Genomic DNA, 19,158 nt, shown 5'->3' with positions numbered 1-19,158 from the left:
CCCCGGATGGAGCGAAGCATAATCCGGGACAGCGCCAGCCGTGATCGAGAGCCCCGGATTTCGCAGCGCTCCATCCGGACTACGCGCCGTTAAGATCCTTACTGCTTCGTCAGCGGTGGATGCGGGCGGCCGAAGTCCGGCGCCGCCGAATCCTGGCCGATCTCGACGATGCCGCGGCGGATGGCGCGGGTGCGGGTGAAGTGGTCGAACAGGGCTTCGCCATCGCCGCGGCGGATCGCACGCGTGAGTTTTGCGAGGTCCTCGTTGAAGGTGCCGAGCATCTCCAGAACGGCCTCCTTGTTGGCGAGGAACACGTCGCGCCACATCGTCGGATCGGACGCCGCGATACGCGTGAAATCGCGAAAACCGCCGGCTGAGAACTTGATCACCTCGGATTCCGTCACCTGTTGCAGTTCATCGGCGGTGCCGACGATGGTGTAGGCGATCAGATGCGGCAGATGGCTGGTGATCGCGAGCACGAGATCATGATGATCCGGTGTCATGATCTCGACCTTGGCGCCGAGCGCGGCCCAGAACGCGCGCAAGCGGTCGACGGCGGCCGCGTCGACGCCCTCCGGTGGCGTGAGGATGCACCAACGATTGATGAACAGCTCGGCGAAGCCGGAATCCGGGCCCGAATGCTCGGTGCCCGCAACGGGATGCGCGGGGACGAAATGAATGCCCTGCGGCAGATGCGGCGCCATGTCCCTGACGATCGCGCCCTTGACAGAGCCGACGTCGGAGATGATCGCGCCCGGCTTCAGATGTGCCGCGATCTCCTGCGCCACTGGTCCACAGGCGCCGACGGGAATGCAGAGGATGACGAGGTCGGCATCCCTGACGGCCTCGATATTGGTGGCGACCACGTGGTCGACGATGCCAAGCTCGGCGACGCGCGCACGCGTCTTCTCCGAGCGCGCAGTGGTGACGATCTCGGAAGCCAGGCCCTGGAGCTTCGCGGCGCGCGCGATCGAGCCGCCGATCAGGCCGAAGCCGATCAGTGCAACGCGCTGGAAGTGCGGAGCGACGCTCATTTGCCCCCCATGAAGTCGCGTAAGGCCCCGACCACGAGGCGGTTGGCTTCTTCGGTACCGATGGTCATGCGCAGTGAATGGGGCAGGCCGTAATTCTTCAGTGCGCGCAGCACCAGTCCCCGTTTGGTCAGGAAGGCGTCGGCCTCATCGGAGGTCTTGCCCTTCTCGGCCGGAAAATGAATCAGCACGAAGTTGGCAACGCTCGGCGTCACCTTCAGCCCGAGCTTGCCGATCTCCTCGGTCAGCCAGTTGCGCCAGGTCTCGGTGAACTGCTTCGACATCTGCTGATGCGCGGTGTCCTCGATCGCGGCGACCGCGGCATACATCGCCGGCGTCGAGACGTTGAACGGACCGCGGATGCGGTTGACGGCGTCGATGATATGCGCAGGACCGAACATCCAGCCGATGCGCAGCGCGGCGAGGCCGTGGATCTTGGAGAAGGTGTGGGTCACGACCGTGTTCTCGGTGGTCGCGACCAGCTCGATCCCCATTTCGTAGTCGTTGCGAGACACGTAGTCGCAATAGGCGGCGTCGAGCACGAGCAGCACGTGCGACGGCAGGCCGGCGCGCAGGCGCTTGACCTCGTCGAAGGGCAGATAGGTGCCGGTCGGGTTGTTGGGGTTGGCGAGCCAGACGAGCTTGGTGCGCGGCGTCACCGCCTTCAGAATGGCATCGACGTCGGCGGTGAAGCTCGCCTCCGCCGCCACGACGTTCTTCGCGCCGTTCGCCATGGTGGCGATCGGGTAGACCAGGAAGCCGTGGGTGGTGGAGATCGCTTCATCGCCCTGGCTGAGATAAGTGTGCGCGAGCAGATTGAGGATCTCGTCCGAGCCGGCGCCGCAGATGATGCGGTCGGGATCGAGCCCATAGGCGCGGCCGATCGCTTCGCGCAGCACGCGCGAGGTGCCTTCCGGATAGTCTTCCAGATGCGTCGCCACACGTGTGAAGGCCTCGATCGCCTTCGGCGAGGGCCCGAACGGCGTCTCGTTCGCCGACAGCTTGAACACCTTGCGGCCCGGCTCCGGCACCGGGCTCTTGCCGGGCGTGTAGGGCGCAATATCGAGAATGCCGGGATTCGGCACGGGGCGGGACATCGTCTACTCCGGAAAGGATGCGGGGCGGCTCAAGCCTTCACATCGGATTTGGCCGACCCGTTCGGAGGCACCGTATAGCGCGTTGCGTGGCCGCCGACGAGAGCCGACGAGCGGACCGAGGCGCCGGCCCGGATCAGGGCCATTTTGATCTTCTCGAAGCCGATGCCGGTCTCCGACACCAGCAGCGCAGCGCCGTCGAAGGCGGTATCGGGCACCGCGACGATGTCAGCGAGCGGCGCCAGCGCCCTCGCGGTGTCGGCGTTCCAGCCGGACACGCGCACGCTCCAGGTCTGGACCTCCGTGACCATGGCGTCGTCGGCGACCCGGGAGATCACGAAGACGGGCAGCGCAGCCGGATGGTCGGCGCGCTCGAGGAACGGCAGCCGCGCGATGATTTTCGGCGCGCCCTCGGCCTCGAGCTCGCTCCACCATGGCGTGCGGCTCGAGATCGCCGAGACCAGAGCCAAATCACCCTTCGATTTCGCCAGCGCCTCGACGGCGGCCTGCGCGCTGAAATGCGGCACATAGGGTGTGGTGAAGCCGAAATGGAATCGCGCCGAATCCCGCATCGCGGACTCGCCGACCGAGACGTCGGCATGCACCGAGAACGGCGCCTGTACATAAGTGAAGGTCGAGATGATGACGCGCCAGATGCTCTCGATGGTGTCGAGCGGCAGGATGCCGCGATGGCGCTCGACGAGGCGGCGCATCATGCTGGCCTCGCGCGCCGGCCGGAAAGCCGAGCCGACCTCCTGCGTTTGCTTCGCCTGGATCAGGCGGTCGATGATGTCGCCGCGCTGCATCAAGAGGCGATGCACTTCCTCGTCGATCGCATCGATCTCCTTGCGCAATTCCTGGAGCGATGGTGGCGCGGGCGGACGTTGGGACATATCTGCCAGGGGCTGTTGAGAGGTTTTCAAAAGCGGATCGGAAGAGGCGGACCTGCTGCATCAAAGGGACTGATTAGGCAGGATGGGCGCCGAAAGCAAAGAGAAATCACGGTTCTTTCGCCTGACTTCGCAAGGCCCCCTTTGGTTAATCGGTGCCTCGGCTTGACGAAAAGCGCTCCAGCAACTAGTTTTTGCCTGTTCCGTGGTCATTTGAGCCGGCCGGCTTGCAGCCACGTTAAAAAACTCGCTAAACAGGCCGGGGACGCATCCGATCCCGGCCGAACCTATCGTTCAGGCCGGGTTTTTCATGGCCTGATGTCAACGGTGGCTTGAGGGCCGCCGCCAACGAGGTCGATGGTCAGATGGTTGGCGTCACGTCAGTACCGAGCCCCGCGATCGCCGAAGAGCGCTCCCATGAGGCGGATCATCCGAGTTCGCAGGTTGCGTATTTCGGCGCCGAGCAACCGTTGCCCCTCGATTGCGGCATCGACCTCAGCCCGTTCCAGATCGCCTATCAGACTTATGGCGAGCTCAATGCCGAGCGTTCCAACGCCGTGCTGATCTGCCATGCGCTGACCGGCGACCAGCATGTCGCGAATGTCCACCCCGTCACCGGCAAGCCCGGATGGTGGGAGACCCTGGTCGGGCCCGGCCGGCCGCTCGACCCCGGCCAGTACTTCATCATCTGCGCCAACGTCATCGGCGGCTGCATGGGCTCGACCGGACCTGCCTCGCTCAATCCAGCGACGGGCAAGGTGTGGGGCCTGGATTTTCCCATCATCACCATCCCCGACATGGTGCGCGCGCAGGCGATGCTGATCGATCGCCTCGGCATCGACACGCTGTTTGCGGTGGTCGGAGGCTCGATGGGCGGCATGCAGGTGCTGCAATGGACCGCGGCCTATCCTGAGCGCGTGTTCTCGGCGCTCGCAATCGCCTGCTCGACGCGGCACTCCGCGCAGAACATCGCCTTCCACGAGCTCGGCCGCCAGGCCGTCATGGCCGATCCCGACTGGCGCAACGGGCGCTATACCGATCACGGCATCCATCCGCATCGCGGGCTCGCGGTGGCACGGATGGCTGCGCACATCACGTACCTTTCGGACGCAGCGCTGCATCGTAAATTCGGCCGGCGCATGCAGGACCGTGAGCTACCGACATTCTCGTTCGATGCGGATTTCCAGGTCGAGAGCTATCTGCGCTACCAGGGCTCGTCTTTCGTCGAGCGGTTCGATGCCAACAGCTATCTCTACCTGACGCGCGCGATGGACTATTTCGACATCGCCGGCGACCATGATGGCGTGCTGGCGAAGGCGTTTGCCGGCGTCAAGACGCGCTTCTGCGTGGTGTCGTTCACCAGCGACTGGCTGTTCCCGACCTCGGAATCGCGCGCGCTGGTGCACGCGCTCAACGCGTCGAGCGCGCGGGTGTCGTTCGCCGAGATCGAAACCGATCGCGGCCATGACGCCTTCCTGCTCGACGTCCCCGAATTCTTCGATATCTCCCGCGCCTTCCTGCAATCCGCGGGCAAGGCGCGCGGCATCAACGGCAAGGGCGGCTGAAATGTCTGTACAGGAAGTGCTGCCGCTCGGTGGCCTTGCGACCGAACAATCCGGCCAGTTTCGCGCCGATCATTTGCTGGTTGCGGAGATGGTCAAGCGCGGCTCGAAGGTGCTCGACGTGGGCTGTGGCGACGGCGATCTGCTGCAACTCCTGGAAAACCGCGGCATCGACGGCCGCGGCATCGAGCTGTCGCGCGAGGGTGTCAACCGCTGCGTCGCCAAGGGGCTCGCGGTGGTGCAGGGCGACGCCGACACCGACCTCATCAACTATCCCGACGACGCCTTCGACTATGTGATCCTGTCGCAGACGCTTCAGGCGACGCGGCAGCCGAGGGTGGTGCTGGAAAATCTTCTGCGCATCGGCCACCGCGCCATCGTGTCGTTCCCGAACTTCGGCTACTGGAAGATGCGCTTGCAGCTCCTGATCGGCGGCCACATGCCGCGCACGCAGAACCTGCCGGCGACCTGGTACGACACCGCCAACATCCATTTCTGCACCATCAAGGACTTCGTCCAGCTCTGCGACGAGATCGGCGTGAAGATGGAGCGCGCCGAAGCGCTCGATCTCTACGGCCGTCCGCTGCGGCTGCGATTGCCCTGGTGGGTGTGGAATCTGTTCGGCGAGCAGGGCGTATTTCTGCTGAGCCGCGGCGGCGGGAAGTGACACCTCTGGTGTCATTCCGGGTTCGCTCTTCGAGCGCCCCGGAACGACAGCAAACTAATTAGCAGCCACTGACCTCGGATCGCGTACTGGCCAACGCCCGGCTTCCACCAGCGCGACGAACCGCTCCACCGTTTCGTTGAACAGCGCGGGCTCTTCGAGATTGAGCACGTGGCCGGACTTCGGGAACATTGCAAGTCCCGCCGCCGGCAGATGCTTCTTCAGGAACAGGCTCGGCCCGATGCAGGGATCGTCCTCGTCGCCGCAGATAATCAGCGCGGGCGTAGCGACGGCTCTGATCGCATCTGTCATCGTGTAGATCGAGGGGCGGCCGCCCTGGAAGCCGCGCATGGTGTTGGCCGAGCCCCTGGAATCGTGCCGCGCGAGTGCGGCATAGAAATCGGCGTGTCCGCGCGGGTCCTTGACCAGGAAGGGAATCCGGCTCGGCGCCTCGCGCGTGGCTTTCGCAACGTCCACGGAGCCGAGCGTTTCGAACTGCTCGGCGTTGGCGCGGCACTGCTGGCGCCAGGCTTCGAGATTGTCGAGCTCCGAGCCTGAACCGACGCCGGCCAGCGTCATCGATAGCGCGCGCTGTGGCGCATTGAGGCCGATCTGGAGCGAGGAATAGGCGCCCATCGAGAGGCCGACGAGATGTGCGCGATCGATCGAAAGATGATCGAGCACCGCGAGTGCATCGGTGTAGAAGTGCTTGTAGGTGTAGACGTCGGCTGACGCGGGCACGTCCGACGGCGTATAGCCGCGCGCCGAATAGCTGATGCAGCGACGGCCGCGCGAGAAGTAGCGCATCTGCGGCTCCCAATTGGTGCAGTCGGCCGCGAATTCGTGCAGGAAGATGATTGGTGTGCCGTGGCCCGCTTCCTCGAAATAGATGCGGACATCGTCCCTGGTCGTGGCGTGGGGCATTAACCGTTTCCCTCTTTCTGAGCCGTCGCGTTAAGCATCGCAGTTAATGCTGTGGGCAGCAATGCGGCAGCATCAGACCAGCATCGACACAGGATCATCGCATAAATTCCCTGAAGCGAATTTCTGCTATGCAGCATTGTGCCTTGCTCTCGCCACATCTCGACTTTCATACGACCCGCGGATGTCGGCCGCCGCACCGGCCGACGGGGATTGGGGGTGTCAACGAAGGATGAAGAATGTTTGAGTTGTTTGCGTTCGGCCGGCTGCGTCACGTCATCGCGCTGGCTCTCTTCTCCGCGGCGTTCGCCGCATCTATCTCTCCAGCATCGGCACGGTCTCATCGTCACAGCGCAGAGCGGCACGCTCACGTGCATCACGCCGGGCACCATGCGCGCAGGCATCATCACTATCGCCACGCAGGCTCATCGCGCTTCGAGCGCGGCGCCGCGCAATTGCAGGCGAACGGCTTCATGGATACGCAGGCCAGCTATGATCAGAGCGCCAATGCCGCGGCCGTGGCGGGCGGCTTTGGCAGTGGCTCGGGCCTCGTCTCGGAAGCGCGCCGCTATCTCGGTGGCAATCCGACCGGACGCGGCAGCCTGTGGTGTGCGCGTTTCATGAACATGGTGCTCCAGCACACCGGCCACCAGGGCACCGGCTCCGACATGGCGAACTCGTTCGCGCATTACGGAACGCGTGTCTCCGGTCCGCAGGTCGGCGCGATTGCGGTCATGTCGCGCGGTCGCCGCGGCGGCCATGTCGGCATCATCACCGGCATCGACGCCAAGGGCAATCCGATCATGATCTCCGGCAACAACGGCAATCGCGTCCGCGAGGCACCGATCTCGCGCGGGCGGATCTATGCGTACGTGATGCCGAACTGATCGATCGTTCCCGCACATTGCGAACCTGTCGTCGGGCTCGTGCGACCTTAAGGAGGCGCGGGCTCGGCGGTTAGCGCCATTTGCCCGGCGGATCATGGGGGGTGCGGCAGGATGACGTTCGAGAGAGTGACGCGGGCCGTCTTCGACGAGCTTCTGGCGAACAATGGATCGGCCAGATTTCGGCGGGAGCTCGCCCGTTACGATCTGGAGTCTGACCCACCTGCGCGGGATGATTGTGCCGTGCTTCGCGGGCCGCTCGCAGCATCCGAATTCGTCGACGTGCCGGCCTTCAACACGCTGGTGATGGGCGATCTGACCGTCGACGGCCTGGTCGATCTTGGGAGCGCGGGTGCATTTGATGAAGGTGGGGTGTTCGTTGTGCTCGGCAATGTCGCCAGCACGGTGTTCTCGACGGGCTTTGCCAAGGGGACGTTCATCGACGGCAATCTCGAAGCCGACTCGTTGATTCTGAATGCCTTCGATGACTCCGCGTTGGTGGTGAGGGGAAACCTGCGGACCTATTTTTTCTACGGCCGGGACATCTCGGCGGTGGTCGGCGGCAAGGCCGAGATGCACTATGGCGACGGCTACTGCCTGCCGATCGGTTATACCAGCGCCGGTGCTGAAGCGATCGAACCATTGCATAATCGCGCGACGTCGCTACGCCGGCTCAATCTCGACAACACGGACTATATCGAGCCTCACCGTTTTCTGAACCTGATCAGAAGCGGTCGACCGATTTTCAAGTAAGCCAAGCAGGCAATGCGGCGAAGCCTGATCCTTTGAACCCGGCGGTCGCGACAGGCGACAACAGGGTTGGCGGTTGGGCGGTCGATCGGTCCTCCGGCATGCCACTGGCCGAAAGGGATGTATCAATCATGGCGTTCGAGAAAGTGACGCTGGCGGAATTCGACGGGATCATCGCTGGCAACGGCTCGCCGACCTTTCTCGAGCGGTGTGGCCACGACTTCGCGCATTTGTACGAAGCCGACGATTGCATCGTGCATCGCGGACCACTGTCGGCTGCCAACCTGTTGCAGGCGCCGGCATTTGCCACGATCGTTCTCGGCGATCTCAAGGTTGATGGTCTTGCCGATCTCTGCAATCCCGATGGTTACGACGGGGGTGGGCTCTTCATTGTGTTCGGCAATGTCAGCTGCGGCTCCTTTGCCGGCACCTACGGGAAACTTACCGTCATCGACGGCGATCTCGTCGCCCGCGATCTCATCCTCAACTCGTTCGAGGATTCGACGCTGATCGTCTCCGGAAGCTTGCGGACACGCTTCTTCTACGGGTGGGACATTTGGGCCGAGGTCGGGGGCTCCGCCGAGATGGAGTTCGGCGATGGCTATTGCCTGCCGATCGGCTACACCGATGCGGCTGCCCAGGCGATCGAGCCGCGCCACGACCGCGACGCCTCACTGCGCCAGCTAGACGCCTCGCTGCGCCAGCTAAGCTTCGGCGATGGTGGGTCCATCGATCCACAGGATTTTCTGGAACGGTTGAAAAGCGGTCAGCCGATCTTGCGGCCCCGGACGTAGCGGGACAGTCCTCTCACACCAGCTTCGGCTCTTCCATCACGATCTTGTCGCCAACGCCAATCTCACCACCTGCGATCACCTCGGCATAGATGCCGCAATCCATGTGGCCGAGATGGCGCGACAGCGTCGGCGGGATTTCGAGATCGCGTTCCGCGGTCACAGGATCGACATTGGTCGCCGCGCAGCGCTTGATGCGCTTGACCACCTTCAGCCGCGCATTGCCGATCGCCAGCGTGTGGCCGACGAGGTCGAGCTCGGACCAGGCCGGCCAGCCCTGAACGTAGAGGTTGCCGCGGAAGCGCAGGGGATGCACGGCGGTGCCGCCGAGCATCTCCTCGATGGCGCCGACGCTGCCGAGATTAATGATGGAGACGACCTTGCTAGCGACATCCGAAAAACTGTGGTCGCGCCCCGACAGCACTTTTGGCGGGCCCCGCAGCTCGCTCTGGAAATTGCCGGTGAAGTAGCTCTCGATGGCAGCGCGCCCGCTTGCCGTCTCCAGGTCGCCGCTGGCGACGACCTCGCCGTCCTTGCGGATGGTCAGAAGATTGGTCGCGTCCTCGAACCGGCTGTTGAGGCCGGCTAGCCGCTCATTGCGCATCAGCATCAGGAACTGGGTCTTGGGCATCCATTGCGGCGCCTCCGGATCGAACCCGCTCGGGCCGTTCTCGATGGCATAGCGGCGGTCGGCGGGGAGGGTCTGCCCGACCCGCAACGCAACGCGAGGCAGGGGCTCGGGCGTGAGGCCTTTGACCGGATAGCGGTAAAGGCCGGTGATCTCGGCAGTCGGACTGGTCATCATGGCGCTAGTTAAGGGATTCTACCCGCCGGCGCCAAGCCGGCCATTTGGCGCACGAATTTGTGAAGAAGCCTCTTCCGTTCCCGTGACTTGGTTCCCACATCTGCGTCAGGCCGGCGCCAGCGTCGGCTGCTAACGACCGTTTGCTGCTTGAGGAACGTCAATGCGGCGAGCGGAAACCCAATGAAGATGCCATTTGGAGTGCCTTAGAGGGCTCCAGGGGCAGGCCGAGGGAAAGACAAAATGAACATTGAAAAATACACCGAACGCTCCAGGGGCTTCGTCCAGTCCGCGCAGTCGCTCGCAATGCGCGAGGGGCACCAGCAGTTTTCTACACTCCATCTCCTGAAAGTCCTCCTTGACGACAATGAGGGCCTCGCTGCCGGTCTGATCGACCGTGCCGGCGGCAATTCCCGCGCGATTTTGAAGGCGACCGAGGACGCCCTGAACAAGGTGCCGAAGGTCAGCGGCGGTGGCGCCGGGCAGATCTATCTGGCGCCCGAGCTCGCGCGCACCTTTGACGCTGCCGAAAAGGCCGGCGAGAAGGCCGGCGACAGTTTCGTCACGGTCGAGCGCCTGCTGCTCGGGCTCGCGCTCGAAAAGAGCAGCGAAGCCGGCACGATCCTCAGCAAGGGCGGCGTCACCCCGCAAAACCTCAATGCGGCGATCGAGGCGCTGCGCAAGGGCCGCACGGCCGATAGCGCAACCGCCGAGAACGCCTACGACGCGCTGAAGAAATACGCCCGCGATCTCACGCAGGCCGCGCGCGACGGTAAGCTCGATCCGGTGATCGGTCGCGACGAGGAGATTCGCCGCACCATCCAGGTGCTCTCCCGCCGTACGAAGAACAATCCCGTGCTGATCGGCGAACCCGGCGTCGGCAAGACCGCCATTGTCGAGGGACTGGCGCTGCGCATCGTCAATGGCGACGTGCCGGAAAGCCTCAAGGACAAGAAGCTGCTCTCGCTCGACCTCGGCGCACTGATCGCCGGCGCAAAATACCGCGGCGAGTTCGAGGAGCGGCTGAAGGCCGTGCTCCAGGAGGTCACCGCGACCGAAGGCACCTTCATCCTGTTCATCGACGAGATGCACACGCTGATCGGTGCCGGCAAGGCCGACGGCGCGATGGACGCGTCGAACCTGCTCAAGCCCGCGCTTGCCCGCGGCGAATTGCACTGCATCGGCGCGACCACGCTCGATGAGTATCAGAAGCACGTCGAGAAGGACGCGGCGCTGGCCCGGCGCTTCCAGCCGATCTTCGTCAGCGAGCCATCGGTCGAGGACACCATCTCGATCCTGCGCGGGCTGAAGGACAAGTACGAGCAGCACCACGGCGTGCGGATCACCGATTCCGCGCTGGTGGCGGCGACGACGCTGTCCAACCGCTACATCACCGATCGCTTCCTGCCGGACAAGGCGATCGACCTCATGGACGAGGCCGCCGCACGGCTGAAGATGCAGGTCGATTCCAAGCCCGAGGAGCTGGATTCGCTGGATCGCGAGATCATCCGGCTCAAGATCGAGCAGGAAGCCCTCAAGAAGGAAAGCGATCTCGGCTCCAAGACCCGCCTCCAGGCGCTGGAGAAGGAGCTTGCCGATCTCGAGGAGAAATCGGCGGCGCTGACGTCGCGCTGGAGCGCTGAGAAGAACAAGCTCTCCAACGCGCAGAAGCTCAAGGCCGAGCTCGACGCCCTGCGCGTCGAGCTTGCCAATGCGCAGCGGCGCGGCGAATTCCAGAAGGCCGGCGAGCTGGCTTATGGCCGGATCCCGGAGCTGGAGAAGAAGCTCGCCGATATCGAGGCGCGTGAAGGCAGCAGTGAGATGATGGAGGAGGCGGTCACCGCCAACCACATCGCGCAGGTGGTCTCGCGCTGGACCGGCGTGCCCGTCGACAAGATGCTGGAGGGCGAGAAGGAAAAGCTCCTCAAGATGGAGGAGGCGCTCGGCAAGCGCGTCGTCGGCCAAGCTGAGGCCGTGCATGCGGTCGCTACCGCAGTGCGCCGCTCGCGCGCGGGCCTGCAGGATCCGAACCGGCCGATCGGCTCGTTCATGTTCTTGGGCCCCACCGGCGTCGGCAAGACCGAGCTGACCAAGGCGCTCGCGGAGTATCTGTTCAACGACGAGACCGCGATGGTCCGCCTCGACATGTCCGAATACATGGAGAAGCACTCGGTCTCGCGGCTGATCGGCGCGCCTCCGGGCTATGTCGGCTATGACGAGGGTGGCGCGCTGACCGAAGCGGTGCGGCGCCGGCCCTACCAGGTCGTGCTGTTCGATGAGATCGAGAAAGCGCATCCTGACGTCTTCAACGTCCTGTTGCAGGTGCTCGACGACGGCCGCCTCACCGACGGCCAGGGCCGTACCGTCGATTTCCGCAACACGCTGATCATCATGACCTCGAACCTCGGTTCGGAGTTTTTGGTGAATCAACCGGAGGGTGAAGATACCTCTGCCGTGCGCGAGCACGTGATGGCAACGGTGCGAGGACATTTCAGGCCAGAGTTTCTCAACCGCGTCGACGAGATCATCCTGTTCCATCGTTTGCAGAAGAGCGAGATGGGACGGATCGTCGAGATCCAGTTCGCGCGGCTCCAGCAGCTGCTCGCCGATCGCAAGATCACGCTGGCGCTGGATGGCGCAGGCCGCGACTGGCTCGCTGCCAAGGGCTGGGATCCGGCTTATGGGGCGCGGCCCTTGAAGCGGGTGATCCAGCGCTATCTCCAGGATCCGCTCGCCGAGATGATCCTGGCCGGCGAGGTGAAGGACGGTGACACCGTTGGGATCTCCACCGAGGGCAACGTGCTGACCTTCAACGGCAAGGCGCAGCAGACGGCCGAGATCGCCCAGTTCGAGGCACCGGTGCCGAAGCGCAAGCTGAACTGATCGTCCCTGTCGCTCCAAACAACAAACCGCCCCTGAGAGGTCGTCCTCTCCGGGGCGAGTTTGTTTTGTCAGATCCTGCTGGCTAGCTGGCTGTGGACACGGAGCCCGGATTGGCCGGGCCTTGCTCGTCATCGTCCTGTTCGAGCTCCGACAGGATATCCACCAGCTCGCGCACGCGGCCCTGAGCCAGCGGCCGCAGGTCGTTGATCATGGGCTCGTCATTGGCGAGCCAGGCCTGGGCTTCGGCGAGCTCGTCGATGGTCGCGCCTGTTCCGATGATCTCTGCAATGGTGACGTCGTCAGCCCCGCTGACGGCCTTGGTGACGTCGTCGCGTGAGAGGTGCCCCATGAATCGTCCTCCTCCTGACTCGATCGGTTGGAATTCGCACCAGAGGAATAAATTATCATGACCGTCGATTGGTTCCGCGCCACCGGGAGAGGCAGCAGAGGGCTGCACGCTGGAGGATAATTAATGAAACGGCCGCCGTGGGCGGCGGTTGCCCCAATGGATTCGCCGGTGGACGGAGCGATCCAGCGCCGGAACTCACTCGGCAAGTCACGCCATCCTCAAGTCAACCAGTTCGCGATCCCCGTCGGTTGCCGTAGCGAAACTTGTTTGAGGGTCACGGCGAATCCCCAGCCAGCGCGAGGTATCGCCATGAACAGGGATCTCGTCTCCCACAATCGACCCGTCTTCGACCAGCTTCACCCCAAGATCTACGGCGCCGCAGTCGCCCTCATCGCCTGGTTCGCGCTGATGGCCTGGGTGCTGTTCGACCGCAGCAGCGACGTCAGCCTTTCACTCGGCTTCGTGACGCTGCTGTTCGTTGTCGCGGTCGGCCTGCCCTGGATCCTCTCCCGCCTCTGGCGCAAGCATCGGATGTCGAACGAGCCGCCGCTCGGTCGCACATCCCTGCACGATTGGGAGGCGGGCGATTTCGTGGTCTGGGGCGCGAAGCTTCACGGCACGCACGCTGCGATCGACGTCCTCTTGCCGCTGATGGCCGTCTCGTTCGGCCTAACGGCGATCGGGATCGTGTTCGTGATCGTGCGCGCCTCGGCGCTGTCGTAGGGCTGCCGCGGAAGATCGGCGCGATGCGATCTCCCGCGGTGAAGCACCAACCGGCCGCTTGCTAGCGGCTTGCCGTCAGCCGCGGCGGGGTCTGCGACATGATCCAGAGTTCGATCGCCGCAAGCACGGCAACCAGAATACCGACCACGACGTGAACCGTCATTTCCGCCCTGTTGGCATGGAAGCTGAGCACCCAAGGCGAAATCAGCGTCCACAGGCCGACGATCAGGTTCAGCCATTCCTCCCACACCGCAAAAGCAGCCAGCGCCGCGATCGCCAGCACTGCGATCACGATGCCTGCGATATGGGCGTTCTGAGAGGCGTGTCCGGCGTCGAAACCGAAAATCCAGGGTGAGACGAACAGGAACGCGCCGAGGATCAGGTTCGCGACGTCGCATAGTTTTGCGTTCGTCCAATTGTCCATGGCATTGCTCCATCGGAGTCCTGCCCGTGATGACAGAACAACTGGCCCGCGCACCACGCGGTTCCTCGCGGTTCCCGCGGCGACCGTGAGACCTTTGTCGAAGTGGCCGCGCACACGCGAATGCGAGCTCCAGACCACCGACGAACAGGAGGAGGGTTCTAGCGGTTCGTGACCTGGAGCGGGCCGCCGGTCGCATCCGAGATGCGGGCGATGCCGCTTGAGCGGTTGCTCATCATCGTCTCGATGCGGTCGCGTTCCTTCTCGAAGCCGGCCATGATCGGCCCTTCGAGCGAGCGACCACGCGGCAGCTTGACGCGCATCGGATCGACGAAGCGGCCGTTGACCAGGATTTCGTAGTGAACGTGGGGTCCGGTCGACTGGCCGGTCGAACCGACGAAGCCGATCACCTGGCCCTGCCGCACCTGCTTGCCGGGCTCCATGCCCTTCGCGAACGCCGACATGTGGCCGTAGGCGGTCTCGTAGCCGTTGTTGTGCTTGATGCGAACGTACTTGCCGTAGCCGCCTTCGAGCTGGGCCTTTTCGATCACGCCGTTGCCGGCGGCGAAGATCGGCGTGCCGTAGGCGGTGGCCCAGTCGACGCCGGTGTGCATCTTCACGTAGCCGAGGATCGGGTGGCGCCGGCCGCCGAAGCCGGAGCGCATGATGGCGCTGTTGACGGGCTTCCTGACCAGGAACTTCTTCGCGCTCTTGCCGGTCTCGTCATAGTAGTCGACGACGCCGTCGTCGGGGCTCTGGAAGCGGTAGTATTTCTTGGTCTCGCCGCCGACCGTGAGGGAAGCGAACAGCACCTCGCTCTTGTCGGCCGCCGCCGTACCCTCGTCGTCGCCGGCGTAGAAGACGTCGAAGGAATCGCCCGGCTGCACCTTGCGCTGGAAATCGACGTCGTAGGAGTAGATCTTGATCATGTCGTCGATGACCGGCATCGGCACTTTGTTGCGCATCGCGGTCTCGTAGATGCTCTGGTAGAGCCGGACGCCGGTGCCGTCGTCGTCGTCATCGTCGTCACTGTTCGTGTTCGCGGTCGCGTCGGCGACCGTGTTCATGCTGGAGACGTCGACCGCGACGTATTTGCCGAGATCCGACAGCGCGGCGATGGCTTCGACGGTGGTGTCGTTGGCGACGACCACGCGGTAGGGCTGAAGCCTTGCGCCGGGGCTTGCGGGCGCCATCAGGATGCGAAGCTTCTCGCCTTCCTTCACGCCGCCGTCGCGGCCGCGCGGGCCGAGCGTTGTCGTGATCGCCTTGATCTCCTCGGCCGTCGCGCCGAGATCGCGCAGCACGGAGGCGACCGAGTCGCCCTTCTTGACGGGGTGCACGCGCTCGCCAGTGGGATTGCCGCCAGTGATCTGTTCCTTGGTCTTCGGCAGCAGCGTGACGTTTTCCGGCACCACACGCGTCTCGAAGCCGGCATAGGGGTCCGCCGAGGGCGCCTCGGTGGCGTAGGCCATCTTCATGTCGGAGGGGCCGGTCGCGCCCGAGACGTCGGCGGTGGCGTTGGCGAGCGCGGCATAGCGGACGCCGCCGCCATTGCCGCGCCAGTTGGCGGCATCGCGCACCCGCATCAGGATATCGTCGAGCGCGACGACCGCCGCGATCTTCGCCTTCGGCAGCACCGGCGAGAGATCCTTCGTGACGAAGGAAACTTCGGCGTCGGGCTCGACCGCCTCGGGATTGTTGGGATCGTCGGACGCGGTCTTCGGGTCGGAGCCGACGTCGGTCAGTAGGCGCTGGGCATTGAACGGCGGGATCTTGGCCGACAGATCGCTCGCCGTCATCGAGAGGTTGCCGGCGATGCGGACGAAGGGCCGCACCCGCATCACGTCGCGGTTGCCGACGCGGGCAACAGTGGAAACGCGCACCACGTTGCGCGAGGCGGTGGATTCACTCGGTGGCGGCAGGCGGTCGCTCTTGTGCACGGTCGCGGCGCGATCATTGGCGCCGAATGCGCCGCGCAGCACGCCTTCGACGCGCTCCGGCACCTTGGCAAACGTCATCTCGCCGTCGAGCGATGCGAAAACGGCGCCGCCGATCAAGGCCGCGCCGCAGAGTCCGGTCAGAATCGTGCCGCTGAACCATTGTACGGAGACGCGACGGCGATCGATGACGGCAGCTTCGGAACCATCGACGGAAAGCGGCGGTTCGTGGCCGAGATCGATGATCCCGGTCTCACGCCCATAACCCCCGCGTGGCGCCCTATGGTTCAACCCAAGTCCCCCAATATCACCGACATGCGCGAAGCCTGTTCTCGCGCCTTGCCGTACTCGCCCTCTTAAGGGGGATCTTCGGAACAAGGCGCGCCGCTTGAAGACGTTCGTCAGCCAGAAAGCCCTCGAACGGGCCGGCCAAGTTCACGAACAGCGAAGCGGATGAAAGTCTCTCGATGTCTCTCGAATGTCCCGGGAAGGCAGCTGCATCTTTACAGATCGCTCGCCACCCCTTGACCAGTGAAAATCGCCGGCAGCCCCCACTGGCGTCCAACGATTCAAGCTTGTGTCATACCAGAACGCCGCGGGATTGTGGCTCTAGTACGGCGCCTAACTCTGAAAAAGTTTCCCAATTGGACCTCGGGGCGAGCTGCCGCCAAGAGGGCTCCTCTGAGCCCCGGTCGGAACCCAAATTTTTCTCTCGCGGACCAAACTTTTTTCGCGTTTTTCTTCGAATGCGTCGTCGAAGGCCGAAGTGCCTGTCGCGTAAGCCTCGGAAAACACCGGCTTTTTTCCGCACTGCACACAAACTTCGGCCGTGCGACGATTTGTTGACAATACCCGTTGACAGCGCCGAGGGGAGGGGCCTATAAGCACGACCACTGAGCGCGGCGCCGCCGGGTCACTGACCGAGGCGAGCGAACGCGCCACTGATGCTCCTCACCTTGTTGAGTGCACAACAGCCGACGCTAGTCGGTTGGAGTTCATTCATCGTCGGTAAGGGTGTCGGAACCCTTCCTCCCAGGAAGGTTGGGGCCTCTCCGGTCCCGGGCTGTTTGACAAGTGAAGATGAAGAAAGAGAAACGTGGACGGCGGAGTCCTTGCGGGTCTCGCTTCTGAAAAGCTTCGGCTTTTCTGATCGAGACCGGACGAAAGACTTCGGCGGTACACGTTTCAAAGGTAACACCATGGCCTCTTCGGAGGTCAGTTCGCTAGCGATGTGAATCGCTATGCGATTTGGTGGGACCTCGTCAAACGTTGTGATCAGCCGGTTCAAAGTTCAAGTCCAACTTGAGAGTTTGATCCTGGCTCAGAGCGAACGCTGGCGGCAGGCTTAACACATGCAAGTCGAGCGGGTGTAGCAATACATCAGCGGCAGACGGGTGAGTAACGCGTGGGAACGTACCTTTTGGTTCGGAACAACACAGGGAAACTTGTGCTAATACCGGATAAGCCCTTACGGGGAAAGATTTATCGCCGAAAGATCGGCCCGCGTCTGATTAGCTAGTTGGTGAGGTAACGGCTCACCAAGGCGACGATCAGTAGCTGGTCTGAGAGGATGATCAGCCACATTGGGACTGAGACACGGCCCAAACTCCTACGGGAGGCAGCAGTGGGGAATATTGGACAATGGGGGCAACCCTGATCCAGCCATGCCGCGTGAGTGATGAAGGCCCTAGGGTTGTAAAGCTCTTTTGTGCGGGAAGATAATGACGGTACCGCAAGAATAAGCCCCGGCTAACTTCGTGCCAGCAGCCGCGGTAATACGAAGGGGGCTAGCGTTGCTCGGAATCACTGGGCGTAAAGGGTGCGTAGGCGGGTCTTTAAGTCAGGGGTGAAATCCTGGAGCTCAACTCCAGAACTGCCTTTGATACTGAAGATCTTGAGTCCGGGAGAGGTGAGTGGAACTGCGAGTGTAGAGGTGAAATTCGTAGATATTCGCAAGAACACCAGTGGCGAAGGCGGCTCACTGGCCCGGTACTGACGCTGAGGCACGAAAGCGTGGGGAGCAAACAGGATTAGATACCCTGGTAGTCCACGCCGTAAACGATGAATGCCAGCCGTTAGTGGGTTTACTCACTAGTGGCGCAGCTAACGCTTTAAGCATTCCGCCTGGGGAGTACGGTCGCAAGATTAAAACTCAAAGGAATTGACGGGGGCCCGCACAAGCGGTGGAGCATGTGGTTTAATTCGACGCAACGCGCAGAACCTTACCAGCCCTTGACATGTCCAGGACCGGTCGCAGAGACGTGACCTTCTCTTCGGAGCCTGGAACACAGGTGCTGCATGGCTGTCGTCAGCTCGTGTCGTGAGATGTTGGGTTAAGTCCCGCAACGAGCGCAACCCCCGTCCTTAGTTGCTACCATTTAGTTGAGCACTCTAAGGAGACTGCCGGTGATAAGCCGCGAGGAAGGTGGGGATGACGTCAAGTCCTCATGGCCCTTACGGGCTGGGCTACACACGTGCTACAATGGCGGTGACAATGGGAAGCGAAGACGCAAGTCCTAGCAAATCTCAAAAAGCCGTCTCAGTTCGGATTGGGCTCTGCAACTCGAGCCCATGAAGTTGGAATCGCTAGTAATCGTGGATCAGCACGCCACGGTGAATACGTTCCCGGGCCTTGTACACACCGCCCGTCACACCATGGGAGTTGGCTTTACCTGAAGACGGTGCGCTAACCAGCAATGGAGGCAGCCGGCCACGGTAGGGTCAGCGACTGGGGTGAAGTCGTAACAAGGTAGCCGTAGGGGAACCTGCGGCTGGATCACCTCCTTTCTAAGGATGGTCCTTCAGAGAGCTCACGCTCACTATCGGACCGTTTTAGAAACATCAGGGGCCAACAGATCGCCAGATCGTTGAGCTCCATTGGCGGGATTTCGCCGTCTTCGTTTCTCTTTCTTCGCGGACGAACACGCGCCAGGGGCTGCGCTGTACGATTGGCGCTTGCCGCCGGTCGCACGCGAGCAAGACCCTTGTCCTAGGAAGGATATGCGTTAGGGGCTTGTAGCTCAGTTGGTTAGAGCGCGCGCTTGATAAGCGTGAGGTCGGAAGTTCAAGTCTTCCCAGGCCCACCACTTTCATCGAGTGTAGGCATTCGTCTTCTGGTTACGGGGCCATAGCTCAGCTGGGAGAGCGCGTGCTTTGCAAGCATGAGGTCGTCGGTTCGATCCCGTCTGGCTCCACCAGATGGTTTGATTGCCGGCGCAGCTTGTACCTAGGTCTTGCACCTAAATCGTCCGCGAAACATCACTTCGCACCCACCAGTCCGGATGGACGGTGAGGTTGCGTGATTTCTGACATCGTAAAGAGGAGATCGATCCGAGTTGGATCGTGCAGCAAATCGTTGCGCGAGCCTTCATTATCTCCGGATCATTTCGGCGCTCGCTTTCAACCGTGAGGTTGGCGGTGAGTTGTAAATGATCCTTTTAGCGAAGCTTGACCGCC

The 19,158-nt window shown here is 62.9% G+C and carries 15 protein-coding genes, 2 tRNA genes, 1 rRNA gene and 1 riboswitch; of the genes, 10 read left to right on the top strand and 8 right to left on the bottom strand.

The genetic code is table 11. From position 1 onward, the window contains the following. Positions 1-98: 98 nt before the first annotated feature. From SO156_RS21505 to SO156_RS21495, 3 genes are read right to left on the bottom strand one after another with little or no spacing between them, the layout of a single operon-like run. On the bottom strand, positions 99-1,034 hold the full coding sequence (locus SO156_RS21505; protein WP_458143924.1) for a prephenate/arogenate dehydrogenase family protein: 936 nt from the start codon (positions 1,032-1,034) through the stop codon (positions 99-101). Beyond that, a complete protein-coding gene (gene hisC / locus SO156_RS21500; RefSeq protein ID WP_498536166.1) occupies positions 1,031-2,128 on the bottom strand; it encodes a histidinol-phosphate transaminase in 1,098 nt (365 codons plus the stop codon). Before hisC ends, SO156_RS21505 begins: the two co-directional genes overlap by 4 nt. A gap of 29 nt (positions 2,129-2,157) precedes the next feature. Beyond that, the gene (locus tag SO156_RS21495; RefSeq protein ID WP_458143922.1) at positions 2,158-3,018 is read right to left on the bottom strand and encodes a chorismate mutase; all 861 of its coding nucleotides are present in this window, start codon (positions 3,016-3,018) and stop codon (positions 2,158-2,160) included. Between the two features lie 192 nt (positions 3,019-3,210). Continuing rightward, positions 3,211-3,290, top strand: a riboswitch (SAM riboswitch). 90 nt (positions 3,291-3,380) lie between these two features. Between SO156_RS21495 and metX the strand changes: the two genes are divergently transcribed. Both metX and metW read left to right on the top strand, forming a co-directional pair. Beyond that, a complete protein-coding gene (metX, locus tag SO156_RS21490) occupies positions 3,381-4,580 on the top strand; it encodes a homoserine O-acetyltransferase MetX (RefSeq protein ID WP_498536165.1) in 1,200 nt (399 codons plus the stop codon). Between the two features lies 1 nt (position 4,581). Beyond that, complete coding sequence (metW, locus tag SO156_RS21485) at positions 4,582-5,244, top strand: methionine biosynthesis protein MetW (RefSeq protein WP_498536164.1); 663 nt, start codon at positions 4,582-4,584, stop codon at positions 5,242-5,244. Between the two features lie 54 nt (positions 5,245-5,298). On the opposite strand, the gene SO156_RS21480 is transcribed toward metW, so the two are convergent. Then, positions 5,299-6,165: an alpha/beta fold hydrolase gene (locus tag SO156_RS21480; protein ID WP_498536163.1), complete on the bottom strand. Its 867-nt coding sequence runs from the start codon at positions 6,163-6,165 to the stop codon at positions 5,299-5,301. 236 nt (positions 6,166-6,401) lie between these two features. On the opposite strand from SO156_RS21480, the gene SO156_RS21475 reads away from it, so the two are divergent. The 3 genes from SO156_RS21475 (at position 6,402) to SO156_RS21465 (ending at position 8,590) form a co-directional block, all read left to right on the top strand. Beyond that, positions 6,402-7,049 carry a TIGR02594 family protein gene (locus tag SO156_RS21475; RefSeq protein ID WP_498536162.1) on the top strand — a complete coding sequence of 216 codons (648 nt, stop codon included), beginning with the start codon at positions 6,402-6,404 and terminating at the stop codon, positions 7,047-7,049. 279 nt (positions 7,050-7,328) lie between these two features. Further along, complete coding sequence (locus tag SO156_RS21470) at positions 7,329-7,799, top strand: hypothetical protein (RefSeq protein WP_498536161.1); 471 nt, start codon at positions 7,329-7,331, stop codon at positions 7,797-7,799. 128 nt (positions 7,800-7,927) lie between these two features. Continuing rightward, positions 7,928-8,590, top strand: coding sequence for a hypothetical protein (locus tag SO156_RS21465; protein ID WP_498536160.1), 663 nt, complete (start codon positions 7,928-7,930; stop codon positions 8,588-8,590). Positions 8,591-8,603: 13 nt separating this feature from the next. Here the strand turns inward: SO156_RS21465 and SO156_RS21460 are convergent, their stop codons facing one another. Then, entirely contained in the window at positions 8,604-9,392 is a 789-nt protein-coding gene (locus tag SO156_RS21460) for an MOSC domain-containing protein (RefSeq protein WP_498536159.1), read from the bottom strand. 240 nt (positions 9,393-9,632) lie between these two features. Here SO156_RS21460 and clpB point away from each other — a divergent pair, with 240 nt between their 5' ends. Then, complete coding sequence (gene clpB, locus SO156_RS21455) at positions 9,633-12,272, top strand: ATP-dependent chaperone ClpB (protein ID WP_458143910.1); 2,640 nt, start codon at positions 9,633-9,635, stop codon at positions 12,270-12,272. Positions 12,273-12,354: 82 nt separating this feature from the next. On the opposite strand, the gene SO156_RS21450 is transcribed toward clpB, so the two are convergent. Beyond that, positions 12,355-12,621 carry a hypothetical protein gene (locus SO156_RS21450; RefSeq protein WP_458143908.1) on the bottom strand — a complete coding sequence of 89 codons (267 nt, stop codon included), beginning with the start codon at positions 12,619-12,621 and terminating at the stop codon, positions 12,355-12,357. Positions 12,622-12,930: 309 nt separating this feature from the next. Between SO156_RS21450 and SO156_RS21445 the strand changes: the two genes are divergently transcribed. Further along, a complete protein-coding gene (locus SO156_RS21445; protein WP_458143906.1) occupies positions 12,931-13,344 on the top strand; it encodes a hypothetical protein in 414 nt (137 codons plus the stop codon). A 61-nt stretch (positions 13,345-13,405) separates the two neighbouring features. Here SO156_RS21445 and SO156_RS21440 read toward each other — a convergent pair whose 3' ends face one another. Together SO156_RS21440 and SO156_RS21435 are read right to left on the bottom strand one after the other, a co-directional pair. Further along, positions 13,406-13,768 (bottom strand): SPW repeat protein, encoded by a 363-nt coding sequence (locus tag SO156_RS21440; RefSeq protein ID WP_498536158.1) that lies wholly within the window; start codon positions 13,766-13,768, stop codon positions 13,406-13,408. A gap of 158 nt (positions 13,769-13,926) precedes the next feature. Next, the gene (locus SO156_RS21435; RefSeq protein ID WP_458143901.1) at positions 13,927-15,993 is read right to left on the bottom strand and encodes a peptidoglycan DD-metalloendopeptidase family protein; all 2,067 of its coding nucleotides are present in this window, start codon (positions 15,991-15,993) and stop codon (positions 13,927-13,929) included. A gap of 1,007 nt (positions 15,994-17,000) precedes the next feature. Here SO156_RS21435 and SO156_RS21430 point away from each other — a divergent pair. The 3 genes from SO156_RS21430 to SO156_RS21420 all read left to right on the top strand — a co-directional run bounded on the left by SO156_RS21430 (position 17,001) and on the right by SO156_RS21420 (position 18,899). After that, positions 17,001-18,489: ribosomal RNA gene (locus SO156_RS21430) — 16S ribosomal RNA — on the top strand. Positions 18,490-18,711: 222 nt separating this feature from the next. Continuing rightward, a tRNA-Ile gene (locus SO156_RS21425) sits at positions 18,712-18,788 on the top strand. A 35-nt stretch (positions 18,789-18,823) separates the two neighbouring features. Beyond that, positions 18,824-18,899: transfer RNA gene (locus tag SO156_RS21420), tRNA-Ala, on the top strand. The last annotated feature ends 259 nt before the right edge of the window (positions 18,900-19,158 follow it).

This window comes from Bradyrhizobium sp. UFLA05-125 (assembly GCF_059803515.1).
The sequence above is the reverse complement of the archived record's forward strand: the minus strand, read 5'-3'. Positions and strand labels throughout refer to the sequence as shown.